General features: G+C 69.8%; 21 protein-coding genes and 1 tRNA gene. 8 read left to right on the plus strand and 14 right to left on the minus strand.

Features of this window, described 5'->3' with window-relative positions; genetic code table 11:
- Positions 1-771: 771 nt before the first annotated feature.
- Together ACLD7X_RS01645 and lexA are read right to left on the minus strand one after the other, a co-directional pair.
- Positions 772-844 (minus strand) — tRNA-Ala (locus ACLD7X_RS01645).
- 128 nt (positions 845-972) lie between these two features.
- Positions 973-1584, minus strand: a complete 612-nt coding sequence (gene lexA / locus ACLD7X_RS01650; RefSeq protein ID WP_412006905.1) for a transcriptional repressor LexA — start codon at positions 1582-1584, stop codon at positions 973-975.
- A 426-nt stretch (positions 1585-2010) separates the two neighbouring features.
- On the opposite strand from lexA, the gene ACLD7X_RS01655 reads away from it, so the two are divergent.
- A complete protein-coding gene (locus tag ACLD7X_RS01655) occupies positions 2011-2715 on the plus strand; it encodes an HD domain-containing protein (RefSeq protein ID WP_411421703.1) in 705 nt (234 codons plus the stop codon).
- A gap of 218 nt (positions 2716-2933) precedes the next feature.
- On the opposite strand, the gene ACLD7X_RS01660 is transcribed toward ACLD7X_RS01655, so the two are convergent.
- Positions 2934-3203: a type 2 periplasmic-binding domain-containing protein gene (locus ACLD7X_RS01660; RefSeq protein ID WP_412006904.1), complete on the minus strand. Its 270-nt coding sequence runs from the start codon at positions 3201-3203 to the stop codon at positions 2934-2936.
- 523 nt (positions 3204-3726) lie between these two features.
- On the opposite strand from ACLD7X_RS01660, the gene ACLD7X_RS01665 reads away from it, so the two are divergent.
- Entirely contained in the window at positions 3727-4629 is a 903-nt protein-coding gene (locus tag ACLD7X_RS01665) for a hypothetical protein (protein WP_411421706.1), read from the plus strand.
- 56 nt (positions 4630-4685) lie between these two features.
- Here the strand turns inward: ACLD7X_RS01665 and argF are convergent, their stop codons facing one another.
- Together argF and ftsH are read right to left on the minus strand one after the other, a co-directional pair.
- The gene (gene argF / locus ACLD7X_RS01670; protein ID WP_411421707.1) at positions 4686-5657 is read right to left on the minus strand and encodes an ornithine carbamoyltransferase; all 972 of its coding nucleotides are present in this window, start codon (positions 5655-5657) and stop codon (positions 4686-4688) included.
- Positions 5658-5711: 54 nt separating this feature from the next.
- Complete coding sequence (gene ftsH, locus ACLD7X_RS01675; RefSeq protein WP_411421708.1) at positions 5712-7592, minus strand: ATP-dependent zinc metalloprotease FtsH; 1881 nt, start codon at positions 7590-7592, stop codon at positions 5712-5714.
- A 99-nt stretch (positions 7593-7691) separates the two neighbouring features.
- Here ftsH and ACLD7X_RS01680 point away from each other — a divergent pair, with 99 nt between their 5' ends.
- Genes ACLD7X_RS01680 through ACLD7X_RS01690 form a run of 3 tightly spaced genes read left to right on the plus strand, consistent with a single transcriptional unit; the run spans position 7692 to position 9156 of the window.
- Positions 7692-8363, plus strand: a complete 672-nt coding sequence (locus ACLD7X_RS01680; RefSeq protein WP_411421709.1) for an SOS response-associated peptidase — start codon at positions 7692-7694, stop codon at positions 8361-8363.
- Positions 8360-8605 (plus strand): Nif11-like leader peptide family RiPP precursor, encoded by a 246-nt coding sequence (locus tag ACLD7X_RS01685; RefSeq protein ID WP_411421710.1) that lies wholly within the window; start codon positions 8360-8362, stop codon positions 8603-8605. The genes ACLD7X_RS01680 and ACLD7X_RS01685 overlap by 4 nt, the downstream gene beginning before the upstream one ends.
- Positions 8606-8622: 17 nt before the next feature.
- Complete coding sequence (locus tag ACLD7X_RS01690; protein ID WP_411421711.1) at positions 8623-9156, plus strand: DUF427 domain-containing protein; 534 nt, start codon at positions 8623-8625, stop codon at positions 9154-9156.
- Positions 9157-9187: 31 nt separating this feature from the next.
- On the opposite strand, the gene ribD is transcribed toward ACLD7X_RS01690, so the two are convergent.
- From ribD to ACLD7X_RS01710, 4 genes are read right to left on the minus strand one after another with little or no spacing between them, the layout of a single operon-like run.
- A complete protein-coding gene (gene ribD / locus ACLD7X_RS01695; RefSeq protein WP_411421712.1) occupies positions 9188-10321 on the minus strand; it encodes a bifunctional diaminohydroxyphosphoribosylaminopyrimidine deaminase/5-amino-6-(5-phosphoribosylamino)uracil reductase RibD in 1134 nt (377 codons plus the stop codon).
- The gene (locus ACLD7X_RS01700) at positions 10318-10830 is read right to left on the minus strand and encodes a DUF3122 domain-containing protein (RefSeq protein ID WP_411421713.1); all 513 of its coding nucleotides are present in this window, start codon (positions 10828-10830) and stop codon (positions 10318-10320) included. The genes ribD and ACLD7X_RS01700 overlap by 4 nt, the downstream gene beginning before the upstream one ends.
- Complete coding sequence (locus ACLD7X_RS01705) at positions 10830-13352, minus strand: GH116 family glycosyl hydrolase (protein WP_411421714.1); 2523 nt, start codon at positions 13350-13352, stop codon at positions 10830-10832. The genes ACLD7X_RS01700 and ACLD7X_RS01705 overlap by 1 nt, the downstream gene beginning before the upstream one ends.
- A gap of 28 nt (positions 13353-13380) precedes the next feature.
- Entirely contained in the window at positions 13381-13611 is a 231-nt protein-coding gene (locus ACLD7X_RS01710; RefSeq protein ID WP_411421715.1) for a hypothetical protein, read from the minus strand.
- A 29-nt stretch (positions 13612-13640) separates the two neighbouring features.
- Here ACLD7X_RS01710 and cbiE point away from each other — a divergent pair, with 29 nt between their 5' ends.
- On the plus strand, positions 13641-14954 hold the full coding sequence (gene cbiE / locus ACLD7X_RS01715) for a precorrin-6y C5,15-methyltransferase (decarboxylating) subunit CbiE (protein WP_411421716.1): 1314 nt from the start codon (positions 13641-13643) through the stop codon (positions 14952-14954).
- Here cbiE and ACLD7X_RS01720 read toward each other — a convergent pair.
- The 4 genes from ACLD7X_RS01720 to pheS all read right to left on the minus strand — a co-directional run bounded on the left by ACLD7X_RS01720 (position 14902) and on the right by pheS (position 18126).
- Entirely contained in the window at positions 14902-15432 is a 531-nt protein-coding gene (locus ACLD7X_RS01720; RefSeq protein WP_411421717.1) for a DUF192 domain-containing protein, read from the minus strand. The genes cbiE and ACLD7X_RS01720 overlap by 53 nt on opposite strands.
- Positions 15432-16085, minus strand: a complete 654-nt coding sequence (locus tag ACLD7X_RS01725) for a winged helix-turn-helix transcriptional regulator (RefSeq protein ID WP_411421718.1) — start codon at positions 16083-16085, stop codon at positions 15432-15434. Before ACLD7X_RS01725 ends, ACLD7X_RS01720 begins: the two co-directional genes overlap by 1 nt.
- Positions 16086-16100: 15 nt before the next feature.
- Positions 16101-17036, minus strand: a complete 936-nt coding sequence (locus tag ACLD7X_RS01730) for an NAD(+) kinase (protein ID WP_411421719.1) — start codon at positions 17034-17036, stop codon at positions 16101-16103.
- Between the two features lie 82 nt (positions 17037-17118).
- Positions 17119-18126 carry a phenylalanine--tRNA ligase subunit alpha gene (gene pheS / locus ACLD7X_RS01735; protein ID WP_411421720.1) on the minus strand — a complete coding sequence of 336 codons (1008 nt, stop codon included), beginning with the start codon at positions 18124-18126 and terminating at the stop codon, positions 17119-17121.
- A 59-nt stretch (positions 18127-18185) separates the two neighbouring features.
- Between pheS and surE the strand changes: the two genes are divergently transcribed.
- Positions 18186-18992: a 5'/3'-nucleotidase SurE gene (gene surE, locus ACLD7X_RS01740; protein ID WP_411421746.1), complete on the plus strand. Its 807-nt coding sequence runs from the start codon at positions 18186-18188 to the stop codon at positions 18990-18992.
- Here surE and ACLD7X_RS01745 read toward each other — a convergent pair.
- Positions 18977-19558 carry a DUF3611 family protein gene (locus ACLD7X_RS01745; RefSeq protein ID WP_411421721.1) on the minus strand — a complete coding sequence of 194 codons (582 nt, stop codon included), beginning with the start codon at positions 19556-19558 and terminating at the stop codon, positions 18977-18979. The two genes, surE and ACLD7X_RS01745, sit on opposite strands and share 16 nt — an antisense overlap.
- 77 nt (positions 19559-19635) lie before the next feature.
- Between ACLD7X_RS01745 and ACLD7X_RS01750 the strand changes: the two genes are divergently transcribed.
- A complete protein-coding gene (locus tag ACLD7X_RS01750; protein WP_411421722.1) occupies positions 19636-20619 on the plus strand; it encodes a bifunctional riboflavin kinase/FAD synthetase in 984 nt (327 codons plus the stop codon).
- Positions 20620-20634 lie beyond the last annotated feature (15 nt).

Genomic DNA, 20634 nt, shown 5'->3' on the forward strand with positions numbered 1-20634 from the left:
GATCCGTCGAGAGTGTTGGAGCAGGGGCCGGATCGTCAGCGCGCTCCTGTTGGCTGCTCAGGGGGGGTGTCTTCCATCAATGGAGCCTCCGAATCCCGTTGAAACCACCATGGATCCGACCGCCGCAGCCCACAAGGGCTGAGCTGGGATCGACACCGCTCTTCATGGGCGGCAATGGCTGTTCATGAAGGGGCCTTCACGGTGTGGCGTCCCCCGCAGCGTTCTCCCAATGGAAGGGGTGCGGTGTGATGGCGATGGCCTTGGAGTTCTCCATGAGACGGGGCAGTTGGCTTCTCGGGTTCCCGGTCGCTCGTGGGTTGAAGGGTTCTGCTTCAGAGCACCAGGGCCTGATCGGGGTTGAGGGGATTGCTGGCGAGGAGCTGGGGGTTGAGGGTGTCTGGGCTGTTGGAGCCGTTGGGCTGCTGAGACGCCAGCTCAGCCGGGTCCCTCGGTCTTTTGGGGAGAGGGGTGCTGATGGAGGGGGGGCGTGGACAGCCCCGGCGATGGCTGGCACAAGGTCCCCCGCCTGCAAACTGTCGTCACCAAGCGGGTGGTGGCTTTCCTGGAAGCAGCAGGCCCTTATTGCGGGAGTTCGCAGGCTCCTTGAGACAACAGCACAACCAAAAAGAAGCGTTGCGCAGGGAAAGGATTGGCCGCGTTGATTGAGATTCTGGATGGATCGGTATGAGCGCCCACTTCTGAGCCGATTTCCGAATATTTGTGGAGTAGATCAGCCATGTCACAGCTAGGAATGTGACATGGCTCTCAATATGGAGCCAAGGAGACTCGAACTCCTGACCCCCTGCATGCCATGCAGGTGCTCTACCAGCTGAGCTATGGCCCCAAGGTGACGCTGGGCGGGATGAACGCTGGTCGTTCAGCCGGTGGCCCGAAGGCCTTGCCTGGCGCTGGAAGAGCTTACAACGTGGGGGTCCCCCTGGCGGCCTGGCGCCATCACGCCGGCGAAGCGGCTCAGATCTGTCGCCACACCGCCACGAGCTTGCCCTGCACCGTGACCTGGTCCGCAGGGACCACGAGAGGCGGGTAGGCGGGATTGGCGGCTTCCAGCGTCACCATGGCGCCCTTGCGGTGAAAGTGTTTCAGGGTGGTCCCGCTGCCGGGGACCAGGGCGCTCACGATCGTGCCCGGCTTCAGCCGGGAGGGGTCGCTGACCGGCTCCAGCAGCACCACATCGCCATCGGCGATGTGGGCATCGACCATCGAATCCCCATTCACGGTGAGCGCGAACAGCCCACGGGTCTCGAGCACTGGGGCGATGTCCAGACGCTCCTCAAGGTCGTCGAAGGTCTCCACCAGGCCGCCGGCGGCGACGGCTCCCAGCAGCGGAATGGAGGGTGCCACGGCCTCGGCGGCGGCACCGAGGAGCTGCAGGGTGCGGGCCTGCCCCTCCTGCCAGGTGAGCCAGCCCTTCTGCTGCAGGTGGCGCAAGCGGCTCTGGATGGGTGCGGGTGAACGCAGACCCATCGCTTCCATCATCTGGCGGATCGAGGGGCTGTGGCGGTGGGTGCCGATGTAGTCGGCCAGCCAGTCGAAGAGCTCCTGCTGGGCGGAGGTCAGGGGCAACGGCTGGGACTGAGGCTTTGGCACCGGCAGCGGGAGGCAGTGATACAGATGTACCGCCGCCACGGCGCTTTGTCCAGCCCCGGCTCGGTCGCTGGCCGGCGGGATGGGGCGGGGCCTGGTTCCGATGGATCACTGCACGCTTTGGCGCGAACGTGGAGGCGTGGCTTCAACCATGAAGACGTGATTGAGCTGCGATGAAGAGGGGATCAACGGTCCTTCGGTGGATCCTCCCTTAGCTGAATCTTGCGCAACTTTGGGGCGCGGCCTGCATCTCTTGATGCAGGCCCACCAGGCGCGATGCATCAGACCATGCTTCGGGAGCTGCGACTGGCCCATACACTTGAATCACGGATCGGCGGGGCAGGATCAGACCCGCATCAGACGGGCTTTAGATCGGTATCAGACCGGCAGTTTCGCGCTCGAGGTGTGCACCATCCCCTGATCACCCCCCGCTACGGCGAAGCCCTGCAGTGGGCCGTGGAACTGCATGGCGACCAGCTCCGTCCCGGGAAGCGGGTGCCCTATCTGTCGCACGTCATCGCCGTGAGCTCCCTGGTCTGGGAGGACGGTGGCAACGAGGACCAGGCCATCGCCGGTCTGCTGCACGATGCGATCGAGGATGCGGGCCAGAGTCGCGCGTCGATTGCCCATCGCTACGGCGATGCCGTGGCGGACATCGTGCAGCACTGCACCGACCCGGGCAAACACGACACCGATGGCCAGCTCGCCACCTGGTTCCGCTGGAAGACCCGTTACCTCGCCGGCCTCGCTCACAAGCCCGAAGCTTCGCTGCTGGTGACGGCGGCGGACAAGGCCCACAACGCCCAGGATCACCTGCTCGATGCCCGCCGCGATCCAGCCCACTGGCAGCACTGCCGCGCGGGTCTGGAGGCTTCGGCCTGGTACTTCCAGCGCTTGGAGCAGGTGCTGGGGCAGCGTCTGCCGGGCAGCCGTTCGGTGGAACGGCTGGGTCAGGCCGTGGAAGGCCTGATCAAGCTGCCCGACTTGCACGAGGTGCTTCCTTCAGGGACAGATCCCATGGACTGGGCTCTGGCGTATGAACGGCGGCTGAACCAGGCCATCGCCGATCAGGCCCAGTTGCAGCAGGGGGCGGCAGCATCAGGGACCTGAGCGACGCCCGGCTCTGCGGAAGCTGTCTCCTGCCGACTGGCTTGACTCCTGGCAGGCAGGCTGTTGTGGGCCATCGAAACTTGCGACGCCGGGTTTCATCAACACGTTTGCTCAGTGCTTCATCGCAATCCAGGCCGGCAGACAGGTCGCCTCCGAAGGATGGGCCAAGAATGTGCTTGTCATTCACATGGATCAAGAGGGGGCTCGAGAGCGGTTTGTCAGCTCCTGCCAGCTCCTGACTGAGCCGACTTGATCGAAGGGCGCACTGGAATGCCGTCCTTGCTGGCGAGCACCAGGGCCTTGAGCCTTCTGGTGTTGGCCTTGACATAGGCAAAGCCGCCATATTCCGTGGAGCCGGGCTGGCTGGCGACACATCGGAGGATCACGGTGTCGTCTTCCCTGGCCTCCTTGAAACAGTCAGAGGGGCCGGAGTCCGCTCCAGGTCCGCACAGTTGCAGAGGCTTCTCCGGCCAGTCGATGTTGACCATGGTTCCATGGCTGCACCCTGGCGGTGATGCTGCTGGTCCTGTCGCTGGCGGGGTTCGCCACCACCGTGTGGGCCTCGAAGGCGAGCGCAAGCGCCATGAACGTCATACCGTTCTTGGCACAGTTCTGCAGTTCTGCAGTTCTGCAGTTCTGCAGTTCGGCTGTGCGGATCGGGCGGGAGGCTTTGGCGATCGGAATCGTTCCCTGGCAGAAGTCCCGAAGGCCGCCAGTAGTGCCCACCGCGCTGAGGTCAATCTTCAGGTTGCGTCACCCTTGCGTGCCGGCGTAGCGCGCGATGGCTTTCTCGATCACCGGGAAGACCGTGCCCGAGCGGCTGATCCGGATGCTTGCCTTCGGGGGGCTGTGACGAACACCCGGTGGGCCCGCCATCATGACGTTCCATTGCTCGAGCTGCGTCTTGACCCGATCGCTTTGAGAATAAAGATCAGGGAGAGTTCTGGCGGCTCAGCGGCGGCTGTCTCAAGGGTTTGCGGTAGGCCCGCGCATCCGAAAGGGAGAGACATCATGGCAACGGTGTTCACGTTGGATGGCATCAATCAGGAGCTGCTGCTCGGCACCCCTGGGGATGATCTGGTTCAGGACAGCGCGACAAGGCGTGGAGTCTGGAACGGGAGCCGAGGGATCATTCGTCTGCTCAAGGGAAACGACCGCATCCGCAGCCGCTCGTTCATCCAGATTCGCGGGGAGACCGCCCTGGGCCCGGGCCGTGATCTGATCACCGGCCAGACCGTCATGTCCCTGCTGGCCGTGGGCGATCTGAACGGCAAGGTGGACATGGGGCCCGGAGCCGACACGATCGGTCTGAAGGGAGGAAGGCTGATCGTGGGTGAAGACAGCACGTTGGCCCTCGGCGATGGCGATGACCGGATCCTCGCCAGAGACATCAGCCTGATCGGGGGTGTGCTGGATGCCGGCATGGGCAAGGATCGCATCATCTGCGGCGGGATGCTCAGCGCCCAGCTGAGTGCCTTGGACATGGGAGATGGGGATGACGCATTGCGGGTGCGGGGCGGCATGGTGCTGGGTGATGGCAGTGTCACGATGGGCAGAAACAATGACACCGTGAATGTGCTTCAGGGCGGCCTTGATCTGTTCAATTCCTCTGCCAACACGTTGAATCTCGGCCCTGGGGATGATCGTTTCATCGGTTTTGCCGTCATTCCCGATCCCGAGCAGGAAACTGCCCCAGGAGGATTGCTCCGAGGCGGGCGTGGCAACGACACGGTCGTGTTGCCTGAGGGGGTCTACCGGGTGAGCCGCTTCCGCATCAGCACTCCGGAAACCTTTCTCCCCTTGAGGAGTATCGAGGCTCTGGAAGGCATCAACGGCGGCCGTTTCTCCTATGCCCCCGGCATCCTCACCGTCGACAGCAGCGGCATCGCCTCCTTCGCCGCCGCGCTGGTCTGACGCCTGCTGATTCTGCCTTCGCAACCTGCGATCGGGCGCGGGGGGCGCTCCCCGCCTCAGCCGGTGCCCAGCAGCGCCACCAGCAGGGCCTGCTGGGCGTGGAGGCGGTTCTCCGCCTGATCGAAGATGCGGCTGGCGCTGCCCTCCATGGCTCCAGCGCTGATCTCCTTGCCGCGGTAGGCGGGGAGGCAGTGGAGCACGATCGCGCGGCTGTCGGCCTCGGCGATCAGCTCTTCATTGAGGCACCAGCCGGCGAAGGCGGCATCGCGGGAGTCCTTCTCGTCTTCCTGGCCCATCGAGGCCCACACATCCGTGTAGAGGGCATGGGCGCCGCGCACGGCCGCCACCGGTTCGTGGTGCACCTCCACCCCACAGCCCCGTTCTGCCGCGATCGCCTGGGACCGTTCCAGCACACCGGCATCGGGCTCGAAACCCACCGGGCAGCCGATCCGCACGTTCACCCCCAGCAGGGCGCCGCAGAGCATCAGCGAGTGGGCCACGTTGTTGCCATCACCCACGTAGCTGAGGGTGAGGCCGGCCAGGTCGTCCGGTCCCCCACCGAAGGCCTCCTGCAGGGTGAGGTAGTCGGCCAGGGCCTGGCAGGGATGCTCCAGGTCGGTGAGGGCGTTGATCACCGGCACCGTCGCCCAGTGGGCGTAGTCGTCCAGTTCGTCCTGGCCGAACGTGCGGATGGCCAGGGCGTCCACGTAGCGGCTCAGCACCCGGGCGGTGTCGGCCACGGGCTCGCCCCGGCCCACCTGGGTCACCTGGGGGTTCAGGTCGATGGTCTGGCCCCCCAGGCGCGCCATCGCCACCGTGAAGCTCGTGCGGGTACGGGTGGAGGCCTTGCTGAAGATCAGCCCCAGCACCTTGCCGCCCAGATCGAAGCGTTGGTCGCCCTGCTTGAGGCGGGACGCCAGCTCAAGCAGGGCTGCGGTCTGGGCGGAGGTGAGATCCGCGGAAGAGAGAAGGTCGCGGCCGCAGAGGGGGGCCAGCGTGGCGTCGAGAGGGATGGGCTGGCTGGCCATGGGGCCCGTCTCAAAGAACCCTTATCGGAGATCGCCTGCCCCCCAGTCAAGGGGTCATGCCAGGGCCCGGGCTTCCTCCGGCATGACGCTCTCGCCCAGCAGGTCGCGCAGGTTGTCGCCCTCGATCACCTCCTTCTCGAGGATCTGCTGGGCGATGCTCTCGAGCAGGGAGCGGTTGTGGCGGAGGATGGCCAGGGCCCGGTCGTGGGCCCGGTCCACCAGGGAGCGCACTTCCTTGTCGATCGCCTGGGCCGTGGCATCGCTGACGACGCGGCGGGGGTTGCTGGGACCGCCGAGGAAGCGGCTGCCGCCCTGCTTGTCGTAGGCGAGGGGGCCGAGTGTGTCGCTCATCCCGTAGGTGCCCACCATCTGTTCGGCGATGTCGGTGGCCCGCTGCAGGTCGTTGGCGGCGCCGGTGGTGACCTCACCGAAGACGATCTCCTCGGCACTGCGGCCGCCGAGCAGGGTCGCGATCTGGCCCTCGAGGTCCTCCTTGGAGTTCAGGAAGCGCTCCTCGGTGGGGAGCTGGAGGGTGTAACCGAGGGCGCTCATGCCGCGGGGCACGATCGAGATCTTCGCCACCTTGGCGCCCCCGGGCATGAGGTGGCCCACGATGGCGTGGCCCACCTCGTGGTAAGCCACCACCTTTTTCTCATCCGGCTGGAGCACGCGGCTCTTCTTCTCCAGACCGGCCACCACCCGCTCGATCGCTTCATTCAGGTCGCCCTGCTCCACGGTGGTGCGGTAGGCCCGGGCAGCCAGCAGGGCCGCCTCGTTGACCAGATTGGCCAGGTCGGCGCCGGCGAAGCCCGCCGTGGCCTGGGCAATGCGGTCGAGGTCGACCCCATCGGCCAGCTTCACTTTCTTGGCGTAGATGTCGAGAATGGTGCGGCGGCCGGAGAGATCGGGACGGTCGACCAGTACCTGCCGGTCGAAGCGGCCGGGCCGCAGCAGGGCGGCATCGAGGGTTTCGGGCTGGTTGGTGGCCGCCAGGACGATCACCGGCTTGTCCTGGGCGCTGAAGCCATCCATTTCGGTGAGCAGCTGGTTGAGGGTCTGCTCCCGCTCGTCGTTGCCGCCCACCACGCCCATCGAACCGGAACGGCTCTTGCCGATGGCATCGAGTTCGTCAATGAAGATGATGCAAGGGGCCTTCTTCTTGGCCTCTTCGAACAGATCACGCACGCGGGCCGCACCGGCGCCCACGAACAGCTCCACGAATTCCGAGCCTGAAATGATGAAGAAGGGCACGCTGGCCTCACCGGCCACAGCCTTGGAGAGCAGGGTCTTGCCGGTGCCGGGAGGCCCGACCAGCAGCACACCCTTGGGGATGCGGGCGCCGATGGCGGCGTAGCGCTCGGGGGTCTTGAGGAAGTCGACGATCTCGGTGAGTTCGGTCTTGGCCTCATCCACACCGGCCACATCGGCGAAGGTGACCCGGGATTCCTCATCCGGCACGTACACCTTGGCCTTGCTCTTGGTGAAGCTCAGGGCTCCCTGGGCGCCGCCCATGCCGCTGCGGCGGGCGAAGAACTGGAGCACCAGGATGAAGATCAGGGGCGGCACCACCCAGCTCAGCAGCGTGGTGAAGAAGTTCGGTTTCTGGGGCGGCGCTGCGGCGAACTCCACGCCGTGCTGTTCGAGCCGCTGGGGCAGCTCCATGTCGAAGATCGGTGTGGTGGCCAGCACCGTGGGAGCCCCTTCCGCCGGGGGCTCCTTGAGTTCGTAGCGGATCTGCTCCTGGGTGATGTAGGCGCGCTTGACGCCGTCATCGTTCACCTGATCAATGAACAGGGAGTAGGGCACCCGGGGCACCTGGGCATTGCCGTTGGGCAGGAAGTTGCTGAACAGGAGCAGCACGCCGACGCCGATCAGGATCAGGTTGATCAGGCCGAAGCGCCGCGTGGGCCGGTTGTCGTCCTGGCGGATCGGCATGGGGCGGCAGCCAAAGGTGGTCCCAAACTAGGTCTGGCCAGATCGGCGCCGTTTCCGCCCGGGGGTGGGAGAACCGATCCTCACCGGCAGACTGGGCCCATGTGCGGCCGCTATTCCCTCACCAGTCCGCTCGATCGCCTGCTGCCCCGCCTGGACGGGCCCCTGCCCGCAGGACTGCTCCAGCATTACGCCCCCCGGCCCCTGATCCGCCCGGGCGAGCCGGTGCTTCTGCTGCGCCGGGAGCACGGCCGCAGCCACGCCGATCTGGCCCTCTGGGGGCTGCTGCCCGCCTGGGTCAAGGACCCTGCCGGCCACGCCCGACCGATCAACGCCCGCGCCGAGACCGTGGCGCAGAAGGCCAGTTTCCGGGGACCGTGGCGCCATCACCGCTGCCTGATCCCCGCCGATGCCTTCTATGAGAAGGGGCACCACATCCGCCGCTGTGATGGGGCTCCGTTCTGGCTGGCGGGGCTGTGGGAGCGGTGGATCGGCGCCGACGGCACGGAGCTCGACACCTGCTGCGTGCTCACCACCGCCGCCAACCGGTTGATCGCCCCGCTCCATGACCGCATGCCCGTGCTGATCCCGGATGGGTTGGAGGATCCCTGGCTCTCGCCCTGCGATGGCCCGGCACTGCGGGCCCTGGAGCCACTCCTGCAGCCGTGGGATGACCAGGGCTGGCTGGTCGAGCCCGTGTCGAAGCCGCCGGCCGCGCCCCCGCCACCGTCAGACCAACCGTTAGACCAGAAGCAGATGGAGCTGCGCTGGTGAGCCTCGAGCAACTGGATGCCTTTCTGGCTGAGGCCCGCCAGCGTCAACCCCTGGCCGCCAGGCTGGCTGAACCGCTGGAACTGGTGGACTTCCTCGACCTCGCCCGGGGCGCCGGCTATGCCGTCGAGGAGGCCGATGTGATCGCCGCCCAGCAGCGCCAGGAATCCCGGCTCAGCGACGCGGAGCTGCAGCGTCGGGCCGGACAGGAGGCCAGGCGGCTGCGCCACTTCATCAACGCCTGAGGGGCCGCGGGCATCCCATGGTCGATCCAGTGCCAGGCCGCCAGGACGCCCCCGGGCCAGCCCGGCACCCCCTGGAGCGCGTGGCCGACTACCCCCGTCCTCCCGCCCTGGTGGCTTTCGATCGGCCCGTGCGCGTCGAAGCACTCGGGCAGCTGCTGGCCCTCTCCGACCGCTCCCTCTGGGTGAAGGAAACCTTCCATCCCCCCACGGTCTACCTGCCTCCGGACGCCCTGCGCCAGGAGCTGCTCAGCCCCGCCGCCGGCCATTCCTACTGCGAGTGGAAGGGTGTCGCCAGCTACTGGGATGTGGTGGTGGCGCCCGGTGGTGGCGAGGAGCGCCGGCTGCGCCGGGCACTCTGGAGCTATCCCCACCCCAGCCCCGCCTATGCCCCCCTGGCCGGCTGGTTCTCGCTCTATCCGGGCCTGATGGACGGCTGCTGGGTGGATGGCGTGGCGGTGGTGCCCCAGCCCGGGGGCTTCTATGGCGGCTGGATCCTGCCCTGGCACCAGGGTCCGTTCAAGGGCGATCCGGCGCACCCGGAGCTGGTCTGAGCGTGGGGCTGGCAAGCGGTCGGGCTCCCGCTCAGTTCTGGGGTGCCTTCAGCTGCCAGAGCAGGTCTGGCCCGAGGCCGCGGGGCGGGGTTGCCTGCCAGGCGGGCACCTGCTCCATGCTGGTGAAGCCGAGATCCCCCAGGGGGGTGCGGGCCGGGGTGCCGCCCATCAGTTTCGGCGCGATCACGGCGGCCACCTGCTGCACGCATCCCTGGGCGAGGGCCGCGGCGGCCAGGTCGGGGCCGCATTCCCACAGCACCTGGTTGCAGCCCCGCGCCGCGAGCCGCTCCAGCAGCGCCAGGGGTTCGCAGGTCTCGAGCACCAGCCGCTCCACGCCGCGCTGATCCAGCTGGAAGCGGCGCCGGGCCGGCGCGCCGAAGCCATGGGCCACCAGCGTGGGGGCGGTGGCGCTCTGCCAGAGCCTGGCATCGGCGGGAAGGTCGAGGCTGCGGCTGAGCACCACCCGCAGCGGTTCGGGATCCCGCCGGCCGCGGGAGGTGAGCAGGGGATCGTCCGCACGGAGGGTCCCACCGCCGACGATCACCGCATCGCAGCTGGCCCGCAGGCCATGCACCCAGTCCCGGGCCTGCTGGCCGCTGATCCACTGGCTGGCGCCGTTCCCGAGGGCGGTGCGTCCATCGGCCCCCATCGCCCATTTGAGGATCCCCAGCGGTCGGCCGTGGCGAATCCGGTGCACAAAGGCCCGGTTGAGCTCCTGGGCCTCAGCCGTGGCGACGCCCTCGATCACCTCCAGACCGGCCTGCCGCAGCCGCGCGAGGCCCCCCCCGCCCACCAGGGGGTTCGGGTCGCCCATCGCCACCACCACCCGGCTGATGCCCGCGTCGATGAGGGCCTCGGTGCAGGGTGGGGTCCGGCCGTGGTGGCAGCAGGGCTCCAGGGTCACCACCGCGGTCCCCCCCCGGGCCCGCTGGCCGGCCTGGGCCAGGGCCCCCACCTCCGCATGGGCGGTACCGGCCCTGGCGTGGAAGCCTTCGCCCACGAGCCGGCCCTCCGCATCCAGCACCACACAGCCCACCAGCGGGTTGGGGCTGGTGCGGCCGCAGCCCAGCGCCGCCAGCTGCAGGGCCCGTTCCATCCAGGGGCGCCAGAGGGCCGTGGCCCCGCCGCTGACCCCGCCGGTGAGCCTGCCGGGAGGCGCGCTCATGCCGGAGCGCTCGGCAGGCTGCGCCACTCGGCGACCACGAAGGGCGGCACGGGCAGCTCCACGAAGACCCCCGGCAGCTGCAGCCGCAGCGGACGGTCCTGCCGTAGCTCGGCCAGCAGGGGGGAGAGGTCGAACTCGGCGGCCGCGGCTCGGCCATCGGCCGCCAGACGGGGATTGGCCAGGGTGAGGTCGGGGAGCTCCCAGCGGCTGCGGCCGCTGCGCACGATCAGCGCCGTGGGGTGGTCCAGCCGCACCTTGCCGGGGTAGCCCACCACCCGCAGCCGCAGGGGGCCTCCGGCACGCCCCTCGCGGTAGGCGACCAGCTGCCAGCTCTGATAGTCGAGGTCGCGGAGGCTCTCCAGGCTGCGCACCACCGGCGTGCCGTTCTCATCCGGATGGCTGTGCAGCTGGGCCAGGGCCGGCGGGGCCGTGATCAGGCCGATCAGCAGGGCCACCACCACGCCCAGGGCCAGCCGCTCCAGCCAGGGGGTGGTGGTGGGAGGGCCCATCACGCCAGGGCCTCCCGGTCGGCCCCCGGGATCGGCTGCCAGCCGGTGTGGGTGGCCCAGAGGGCCCAGATCGCCATGGCCCGCAGGTAGTGACAGGCCCGGAAGGTGTTCACCGCCGTGATCGCTTCCGGGGTGCGGAACTGCAGGCCACCGTCGTACACCTGCCGCACCACGGCTCCGGTGATCGCCAGGGCGGTGTCGCGCTCGCCCATCAGGCGGTAGTAGGCCGCCAGGCCGAAGTTGATCCCGGTCCAGACCTCCAGGGGATGGGTGCCGTCGGGATCGAGGGGGGTGCCGTCGCGGCGCAGGCCGTTCGCCACGCCCAGGCGTCCCCCCTGGAAGCCCTCGAAGCAGGCCTCCTTCACCGCCTGCAGGGCACTGCGGGCGCGCTCCTCGGCGACCACGGCGGGCAGGCCGAGCAGCCGGGCATAGAAATCGCCGCAGAGCTGGTCGGCCATCACCACCGGTGTGCCGCTCTCGGCATCGATCCTGTAGAACTCGCCATTCCAGAGCAGCCGGTCGAAGTTGCCGCGCGACTGCTCCAGCCAGGTGCCGAATTCCCGCTGCTCGGCCGAGGTGTCCAGCCCCATGGCGAGCTGGAGCTGCTGGGCCATGGCCAGGGCCGCCTCCAGGGCGGCGATCCAGAGGGCGCCGCAGTAGGCGCTCACCCCCTGCAGCGGCCAGTCGTCGAAGGTCTGGTCGGGGGCGCCGCCGTTGTCGGGCAGGCCGTCAGCGTTGGCATCGAAGGTCTTGAGGTACCGGAGGGCCGTGACTGCGGCCGGCCAGCAGTCGGCCAGGAAGCGCAGGTCCTCGCCGGTGGGGGCGAGCCGGAAGGTGCGCCACACCTGCAGCACGAAGTCGCTGGCCAGGTCCTTCCAGAGGTTGCAGTCCTGGTAGGCGGTGTAGTTGGTGGCATCCCAGGGGCGCTCGTTGGGGGCGCCCAGGTCGTGGGGGGTGGCCCCGGCCACCTTGCGGGGCGCCTCCACCCGGCCCCGGCCCTGGGTGAAGTACCAGCCGATCGGCCGCGGGGTGGGGTCGGCGGCGGGAATGGCCCGGGCGAAGCTGCGCAGCACCGCCTTGTCGAGCTCGGGCCAGAGCTGCAGCAGGGCGAAGGAGCCGTAGAGCCGCACATCGAGGCTCTCGTACCAGGCGTAATCGAGGCACTCCAGCACTCCGAAGCGCCCCAACGGATCCTCCGGCGAGGCCGCGGTCCAGAGGGTGCCGCCGGAGGCCAGGTCGTAGAGCTCGTTGAACAGGGCCATCCGCAGCGGTTCGGGGAGGTCCGTGCGCTCCAGCACGGGCTGCTGCCAGGCCTCGACCTGCTCGAGCCAGTCCGGCCAGTCGCTGAGGGCCTCCGCCGCGATGGCGGCGGCCTGGCCGCCATCGCTCCCGAACCGGTCGGTGTAGCGGCGCAGGGTCCGGCTGCCGGTCGCGAAGGCCGTCACCGGCAGGTCCCAGCTGATCACCACTGGGATCTCGATCGACTCGCCGGGCTGCAGCTGCAGCTGCACGGCCAGGGCGGCGCTGGCGGGGTCGTCGTTGCCGCTGTGGCGGTCGTTGTTGCTGTCGGGGATCGAGCCGTCGCGGGCGAACGGCTCCCACAGTTCGGCCCCGTCACCGGCGGGGTTCCAGCGGCTGCAGCGATGGATGCGCAGGCCGGGGTGGCGCTCCTCCAGCCCTGCATCGGTGGCGATGCACCACTGCCCCTGGCCCTCGGCCAGGGGCTCGGAGCGCTGGCCGTCGAGCAGGACCCCTTTGAGCCGGCCCGCATCCACCCAGCGGTTGCGCTGGCCTTCGGTGCGGCCGATCGCCGGCAGGTAGTTGTGCTCGGGGCTGCCGTCGTCGCGGAAGTGCACCGCCGCGGCCGGATCGGTGTTGGTGAACCAGCCCGTCGTGTTGCGCCAGCTCAGCAGCAGGGAGAGGTCGAGCGGCTCGCGCCCGGGGTTGGTGAGCCTCCAGCGGAACACCGCCACCGGGTAGCTGCTGCGCAGATAGTCGCCCGGCAGGATCGGACTGAAGGCCTCGCAGCCGACCTGGGCTTCGAAGACCCCCGTGTAGGTCGTCCAGCTCAGCGGGTAGCGCGCGGCATAGGTGCCGCTGCTCCGCTCGGGTGTGCTGGCCGGGTACCAGCTCCAGGCGCCCAGGGGCTGGCCGGCTTCCGGTCGGGAGGCGTCGCGCTCAGGCTGAACGGCCAGGGCATGGGCGCGGCTGCCGCTGGCACCGCGTTCGAACAGGGCGAACTGGCAGTCGGGCAGGGTGCCGAACCAGTGTTCCCCGCCATCGAGATGCCACAGGTTGAAGCTGCCGTCCGGCGCACGGCCGACGCAGCCGGCCCCGAATCCGCCCAGGGGCATGCCGTGGTTCGGCCCGTCATCGAGGTTGCTGGCGTAGCGCACCGTGTAGGGCTCCTCCCAGCCCAGGCCGAAGGGGCGGGACCAGCTGGCCGGGGGGGGAGGGCCCTGGCGATCGGAGCCTCGCCCCTGCAGCAGGGTCTTGAGGGCGGAAAGGCCGAGGCGCGCCATGGAGCGGTGGGAAGTGGGGGCCAGCTTGTCAGAGATGGTCGGCGCTTTCCTGATCGATTAGGGCGTCCAGGGTGACGGCGGTGCGCACCAGGGCCTGGTAGTGCTCCACGAGCCGGCGGTTGCGATCCAGCCAGCTGGCCGGGTCGCGCCCGCCGGCGGCGCCACCCACGACCCCGTCGGCGTCGAGCAGTTCCAGGCCGTCCTGCTGCCGGATCAGGGCGAGCACGAGTTCATGGAGGCGCTGGCGGCGATCGCTCACGGCGGCGGCGGGGGGCGCAGCTCAGCATCATGGCTCCAGTGACAGGCACGGCGCTGGCCAGAACCACCGGCTGGATCGATGTGGTGGGCTGCGATGCCGCCGGACCGGCCGGCCTGGGCCCGCTCCAGCGGGCCCTGCTCGAGCAGGCCCGGCTGCTGGCCGCCCCCCGGCGCCTGCTCGATGCCGTGCGCGCTGCCTTCCCCCAGGCGGAGTGCCTGGCCAGCGACAGCCCCGCCGCGCTGATGCCGCGGCTGCAGCAGGCGCTGGCCGCGGCTGAGCCGGCGGTGGTGCTGGCGAGCGGCGATCCCCTCTGGTTCGGTATCGGGCGCCTGCTGGTGCAGGCGCTGGGGGCCGAGGCGCTGCGCTTCCACCCCGCCCCCAGCTCCCTGCAACTGGCCTTCGCGCGGCTCGCCCAGCCCTGGCAGGACGCCAGCTGGATCAGCCTGCACGGTCGGGATCCGGCCCCCCTGGCGGCGGCGCTGCAGCGGCGGCCCACCGCCCTGGCCGTGCTCACCGACCCCGGCCGCGGCGGGGTCGAGGAGGTGCGGCGGGTGCTGGGCGCCTCCGGACTTGCCGGCTGCTATGCCCTCTGGCTCTGTGAGCGCCTCGGCCATCCCCAGGAGCGGGTGGTGCGGCTGGACGCGGCCGAACCCCTGCCGGCCGACCTCGATCCCCTCCACCTGGTGGTGCTGCTGGCCGAGCCCCCCCCGTCCCCACCGCCGGACTCCCTGCCGCTGTTCGGGCTGCCGGATGGGCTCTTCCTGCAGCATCCCGATCGTCCCGGCCTGATGACCAAGCGGGAGGTGCGGATCCAGGTGCTGGCGGATCTCGACCTCCCCGCCAGCGGGGTGCTCTGGGACGTCGGGGCCGGCGTGGGCTCGATCGGCCTGGAGGCCCTGCGGCTGCGGCCCGCTCTGCAGCTGTGGGCCGTGGAGGCACGGGGCGGTTCCGCCGGCCTGATCCGGGCCAACGCCGGGCGGTTGGGGGTGGAGCCCCAGGGCGTGCTGGAGGGGCGGGTGCCGGCCGTGCTGGCGGAGCTGCCGGATCCGGATCGGGTGCTGCTCGGCGGCGGCGGGCGGGAGCGGGCGGCCATCCTGCAGGCCCTCCTGCCCCGGTTGCGCCCCGGGGGGATGGTGGTGATTCCCCTGGCCACCCTGGAAGCCCTGGCGGAGCTGAGGCCCGTGCTGGAGCAGGCCGGTCTGGCGGTGACGGTGGCGCAGCTTCAGAGCTGGCGGGGCGCGCCGCTGGCCGATGGCACGCGACTGGCTCCGATGAACCCGGTGCTGGTGCTCACGGGACGGCTCCCGGCAACCGTTCGATCCGCACCGGAGTGCCCAGGGTGATGCCCTGGGCCGTCGCCTGGCCGGCGGCCAGCTCGATCACCCCATCCACCGGCTCGTCGGGGCCATAGCTGCGGCAGGGAAGATGGGGGCAGGGCTGGGCTGCCGCCTCGATCGCGATCACCCGGCCCCCGGCCACGAACAGCATGTCCAGCGGTTCGGGGGTGCGGTGCATCCAGAAGCGGGTCGGTGTCGGCTGGGCATAGGGAAACCACATGCCCCGCAGCGGCGGCAGCGGTGGACGCAGCTGCAGGCCCAGGGCCTGTTGGCGGGGAGTGGCGGCCACCTCGAGGGCGATGCAGCGGTTGGGCTCCAGGCACCAGCGGGCTTCGATCGCCAGGAACTGGGGAGGCTGCTGGGCCTGGGCGGAGGCCCGGGGCCCCGGGCCGGCGGGGCTGAGGGCCAGGGCCGTCCCCAGGCCGAGGCCCAGAGCCAGGCCCAGAACGGTCCGGGGCCGCCGGGGCGTGGTGGGAGCGCGCATCAGCGGTCCTCCTGCTGGGGAAGCCGTTCGCTCAGGCAGTACCCCTGGCCCCGCACCGTGTGGATCAGGCGCCGCTCCCCCCCCTCCTCCAGCTTCTGGCGCAGATAGCGCACGTAGACCTCGATCACGTTGCTGTTCGTGGCCTGGCGGTCGTCCCACACCTGGCGCAGGATCTGGTCTCGGCTCACCACCGTGCCCCTGCGCTCCAGCAGCAACAGCAGCAGCTGGTATTCCCGGGCGGTGAGCGCCACGGTCCGCTGGCCACGCTTCACCTGGCGGGTGGTGGGATTCACCATCAGATCCGCGATCGTCAGCAGCTGGGTCGGCAGCGGCACGCTGCGGCTGATGCGCAGCTGCAGCCGCAGCCGCATCAGCAGGTCGCTGGGACCGAGGCTGGAGAGCCAGAAGTCATCGGCACCGGCGCTGAGGCAGTGGGATCGGGCCTCCACGGTGTCGTCGCGCACGTCGAGCAGCAGGGGCACCGCGCCGAGTACGCGCCGCAAGGCGGCGATCCGGCCGGCCTGGCAGGCCGAGAGCACCACCAGCTCAGGCTGCTCCGCAGCGCTGGCGCAGAGGGCATAGCCGGAGGCCTTCAGCCTGTCGGCGAGTGCCTCGGCCTCCGGTCCCAGCAGCCATACCCGGTCAGGGTTCATGGGCTCTCCGCCGGGTCATGGCTGCGGTCCCGCTCCGCCTTCGAGACCGTTGCCGGGTTTGGCCACATGGGGCAGCCCCCAGCCCAGCTTGTTGCGCAGCACCTGGAAGAACTCGTGGTCGTTGAGGCGCACGAACCGCACGGGGTGCTCGCTGCGACGGATCAGCACCCGGTCCTCCGGCCAGATGTAACAGCCCGCACTGCCGTCGACGACCATCATCAGCCGCTCCGGTGTGGCGGGGAACACCGTCACCGGTTCGCGATCGTTGAACACCAGCGCCCGGGAGGCCAGGGAGTGGGGGGCGATCGGTGTGAGCTGGAGCACCGGGCAGTCGGGCGTGATCACCGGTCCGCCGGCCGAGAGGGCGTAGGCCGTCGAACCGGTGGGGGTCGAGAGGATCACCCCGTCAGCGGCGATGTCCACCGGAGCGTGGCGACCGATGGCGATCTCGAAGTGGCACATCGAGGTGAGCGGTTCGCGGTGCAGCGCCATCTCGTTGAGACACAGCACTTCCCAGCGTCGCTGCTCGCTGCGCATCACGCTCACCACCAGCAGGGTGCGTTCCTCCACGGTCCACTCCCCCGCCAGCACCCGGGCCAGCACCTGGTCGAGCTGATGGAGGTACGCCTCGGCCAGGAACCCCAGGTGCCCGGTGTTCACCGTGAGGATCGGAACCCCGATCGGGGCGGTCTGCCGCGCGGCCGAGAGCACCGTGCCGTCGCCCCCGAGCACGATCGCCAGCTCCATCTCCTCGCTGAAGCTGGCCGGTACGCAGGCGGCGTAACCCCTGGCGCGCAGGTGCTGGTCCGGGTTGGCGAACCCCACCATGCCGCCGGAACTGCTCACCCGCACCACTTCGCGCCCGCTCGCCACCAGGCGGGCTTCGATCGAATCCGCCGTCGCCAGGGCCAGATCCTTGCCGTCATTCACGATCAGTCCGACGCGGGGCACCGATCGGGTGGCGGGGGGCTGCTCGAGTTTATGGGGGTCCGGTGGTTGCGCCGGAAGGTGGCGCGGGCTGGGGTGGGTCAGCTCAGAACTGTTCGAGGAAGCGCAGGTCGCTGGTGTAGAGCCGGCGGATGTCGTCGATGCCATGGCGGACCATGCAGAAGCGTTCCACCCCCAGGCCGGCGGCGAAGCCGCTCCAGCGCTCGGGATCGAGGCCCATGCCATGGAGCACGGCCGGGTCGACCATGCCGCAGCCCATCACCTCCAGCCAGCGGCCCCGCCACTGCACGTCCACCTCGGCACTGGGTTCGGTGAAGGGGAAGTAGCTGGCGCGGAAGCGCACCGGCAGGTCGCCGAAGAAGCGCTGCAGGAAGGTGGTCACGGTGCCGCGCAGGTGGCTGAAATCGAGCCCCTCGTCGATCGCCAGCACCTCCACCTGGTGAAACACCGGTGAATGGGTGGCATCCACAGCGTCACGCCGGTAGACCCGCCCCGGGGCGATCACCCGCACCGGTGGAGGGTTGTTCTCCAGGTAGCGGATCTGCACCGGGGAGGTGTGGGTGCGCAGCAGGCGACCGTCGGCCAGATAAAAGGTGTCCTGCATGTCCCGGGCCGGGTGGTGCTCCGGGATGTTGAGGGCGGTGAAGTTGTAGTAGTCCGATTCGATCTCAGGCCCTTCCGAGACCCCGTAGCCGAGGCCGGAGAAGATGTCCACGATCTCCTCGATCGTGCTGAGCAGCGGATGGCGGTGGCCCGGCGGCACGTAGCTGCACGGGGCGGTGACATCGAGACTTTCGGCGGCGATCCGCTCCGCCATGGCCGCGGCCTTCACGGCGGCCAGCCGCTCGGCCAGGAGGCTCTGCAGCTGATCCTTGAGCTGGTTGGCCCGCTGGCCGATCAGGGGGCGCTCCGGGCCGCTCAGCTTGCCCATCGCCCCCAGCACGGTGGAGAGGCGGCCCTTCTTGCCGAGCAGCCGAACCCGCAGGTCCTCGAGTTCCGGTGCGGTGGTCGCCGCAGCGATCTCGGCCGAGGCCTGGGCCTCCAGCTGCTCGAGCTGGTCGTTGAGCTGCTGCAGGGACACGGTGGCGGTCACGGCGGTCGCAGGCTCGGGTGGCTAGGGGGAGACTGTACGGAGCAGCGCGAACTCCACCGATGGCCTCCCTGAAGATCCTGATCAGCAACGACGACGGGGTCTTCGCCGGCGGCATCCGCACCCTGGCCAACGCTGCCGTCGCCCGGGGCCATCAGGTGAGCGTGGTGTGTCCGGATCAGGAGCGCTCCGCCACCGGCCATGGGCTCACCCTCCAGACGCCGATCCGGGCGGAGCGGGCCGATGAGCTCTTCGATGACGGCGTCACGGCCTGGGCCTGCAGCGGCACCCCCAGCGACTGCGTCAAGCTGGCCCTGTTCTCCCTGCTCGAGGAGTGGCCCGATCTGGTGCTCTCCGGCATCAACCACGGTCCGAATCTCGGGACCGACGTGCTCTATTCGGGCACGGTGAGCGCTGCGATGGAGGGCACGATCGAGGGGCTGCCCTCCCTGGCGGTGAGCAGTGCGGACTTCCAGTGGCGCCAGTTCGTCCCGGCGGCCGGGATCGCCCTGGACGTGGCGGAGCAGATGCTGGCGGCCGGCTGGCCCAGCGGCATGCTGCTGAACCTCAACGTGCCTCCCCTGCCCGCCGAGAGCATCGGCGCCCTGCGCTGGTGCCGCACCGCCGTGCGCCGCTACACCGACCAGTTCGACCGGCGGGTCGATCCCCGCGGCCGCGCCTACTACTGGCTGGCCGGTGAGGTGGCCAACGACCTCGAGGCGGAGGTGGCCGGTCCGGCGGGCTGGCCCATCGACGTCGCCCACGTCCATGGCGGTGGGGTCTCGCTCACCCCGCTGCAGCCGGAGCTGTTCTGGCGTGGGGCGGCCAGCGATCTGCCGCGACTGGAACTGTCTCAGCCGGTCCTGTAGATCCGCTGCAGCAGCCACAGGCTGATCGCCAGACCGATCAGGTGGGCGAAGAGCACCTGGGTGTTGCCCAGCACCGAAAACATCTCGATCGAGGTGATCGGCAGTCCCACCAGGCGGCCACCGACCCCCGGCGCCTGCTGGATCTGCGCTCCGAAGAAGCCGGGCACCTGCTGGGAGGCCTGCACGAACAGGCTCCCCGCCATGGCCTGGTAACCCACGGCGGCGAGGGTGAGGCCGAGCAGGTCCCCGAGCAGGCCCCGTTTGATCAGACGGGCCGTTTCCCCCCGGCTGGGGCGCACGGGGCCGGCCAGGGCCCTGCCGCAGCGCACCACCAGCCAGCTCTGCCAGATGCACCACAGCAGCAGCAGGAAGGCCAGGGTGGTGAGGGAAATCCCTGGTCCCAGCCCGAGGGCCCGGGAGGAATTGGCGGCCAGCCGCCCACCGATGTTGTTGAAGACGAGCACGCCCACCACCACCACGCCGAGCACGAGCTGGGTCCAGAAGCGCACCCAGCCCATGCGTCGCAGGGCCGCCGAGACGAGCTGCAGATCGAGGCGGTCAGCCATCGCGGCACCGTGAGGGTTGCCCCAAAGGTGCCATGGGAAGATCGGCCAGGCCTGCACCGGCGTTGGGATCTGTCGCGTTGATTCCGCTGCGAACACCCCAGGAGGCCCGGCGCCCCACGGCCATCGCCCTCGGCAGTTTCGACGGTCTCCACCGGGGCCATCGGCGGGTGATCGCGGCTGTGACCGGCGATCAGCGGCCCGCCAGTCTGGTGCCCACGGTGGTGAGTTTCTGGCCCCACCCGCGGGAGGTGCTGCATGGGGAGACCCGGCTGCGGCTGGATCTCCCCTCCGAGAAGCTCGAGCTGCTCGAGCCGCTGGGCATCCGCCAGCTGGTGCTCGTGCCGTTCGACCGCCCGCTGGCTGCCCTCGATCCGGAGACCTTCGTCGATCAGGTGCTGGTCGGCCAGCTGGATGCCCGGGTGATCGCCGTGGGCACCAACTTCCGCTTCGGGGTGGATCGCCGCGGCGACACCGCCACCCTCCAGGCGCTCGGCGCGGTGCGGGGCATCCGGGTGGAGGTGCTGCCCATGCTGTCCGACGGGGGGGAGCGGCTCAGCAGCAGCCGCATCCGGCGGGCCCTGGCCGCCGGGGATCTGGGCGAGGCCCAGCGGCTGCTGGAGCGCCCCTACCGCTTCAGCGGTGAGGTGGTGGCGGGCCGTGGCCTGGGACGGCAGCTGGGGTGGCCCACCGCCAACCTCCAGGTGGATGGGCGCAAGTTCCTGCCCCTGGAGGGCGTCTACGCGGCCCGGGCCCAGCTCGATGGGGTGGGCGACTGGTTGCCGGCCGTGATGAACCTCGGCCTCCAGCCCACCGTCGATCCGGGGGCCCCCTCCGCGGTCGAAGTGCACCTGCTGGACCGGGTGGTGGAGCTGACGGGAAGACGGCTGCGGGTGGAACCCCTGGCCCTGCTGCGCGGGCAGCAACGGTTTGCGGGCCTGGAGGCCCTCAGCCGTCAGATCGGCCTGGATGCCGAGCAGGCACGGGTCCTAGCCGGCCGGGTAGGCATGGGTGAGACCCCAGCCCATGAAGGCGGCGATCCCGCCCAGCAGCAGAATTCCTGAGACCAGCACCAGCAT

Origin of the sequence: Aphanothece microscopica RSMan92 (assembly GCF_046613545.2) — a bacterium.
Classification (GTDB): domain Bacteria; phylum Cyanobacteriota; class Cyanobacteriia; order PCC-6307; family Cyanobiaceae; genus NIES-981.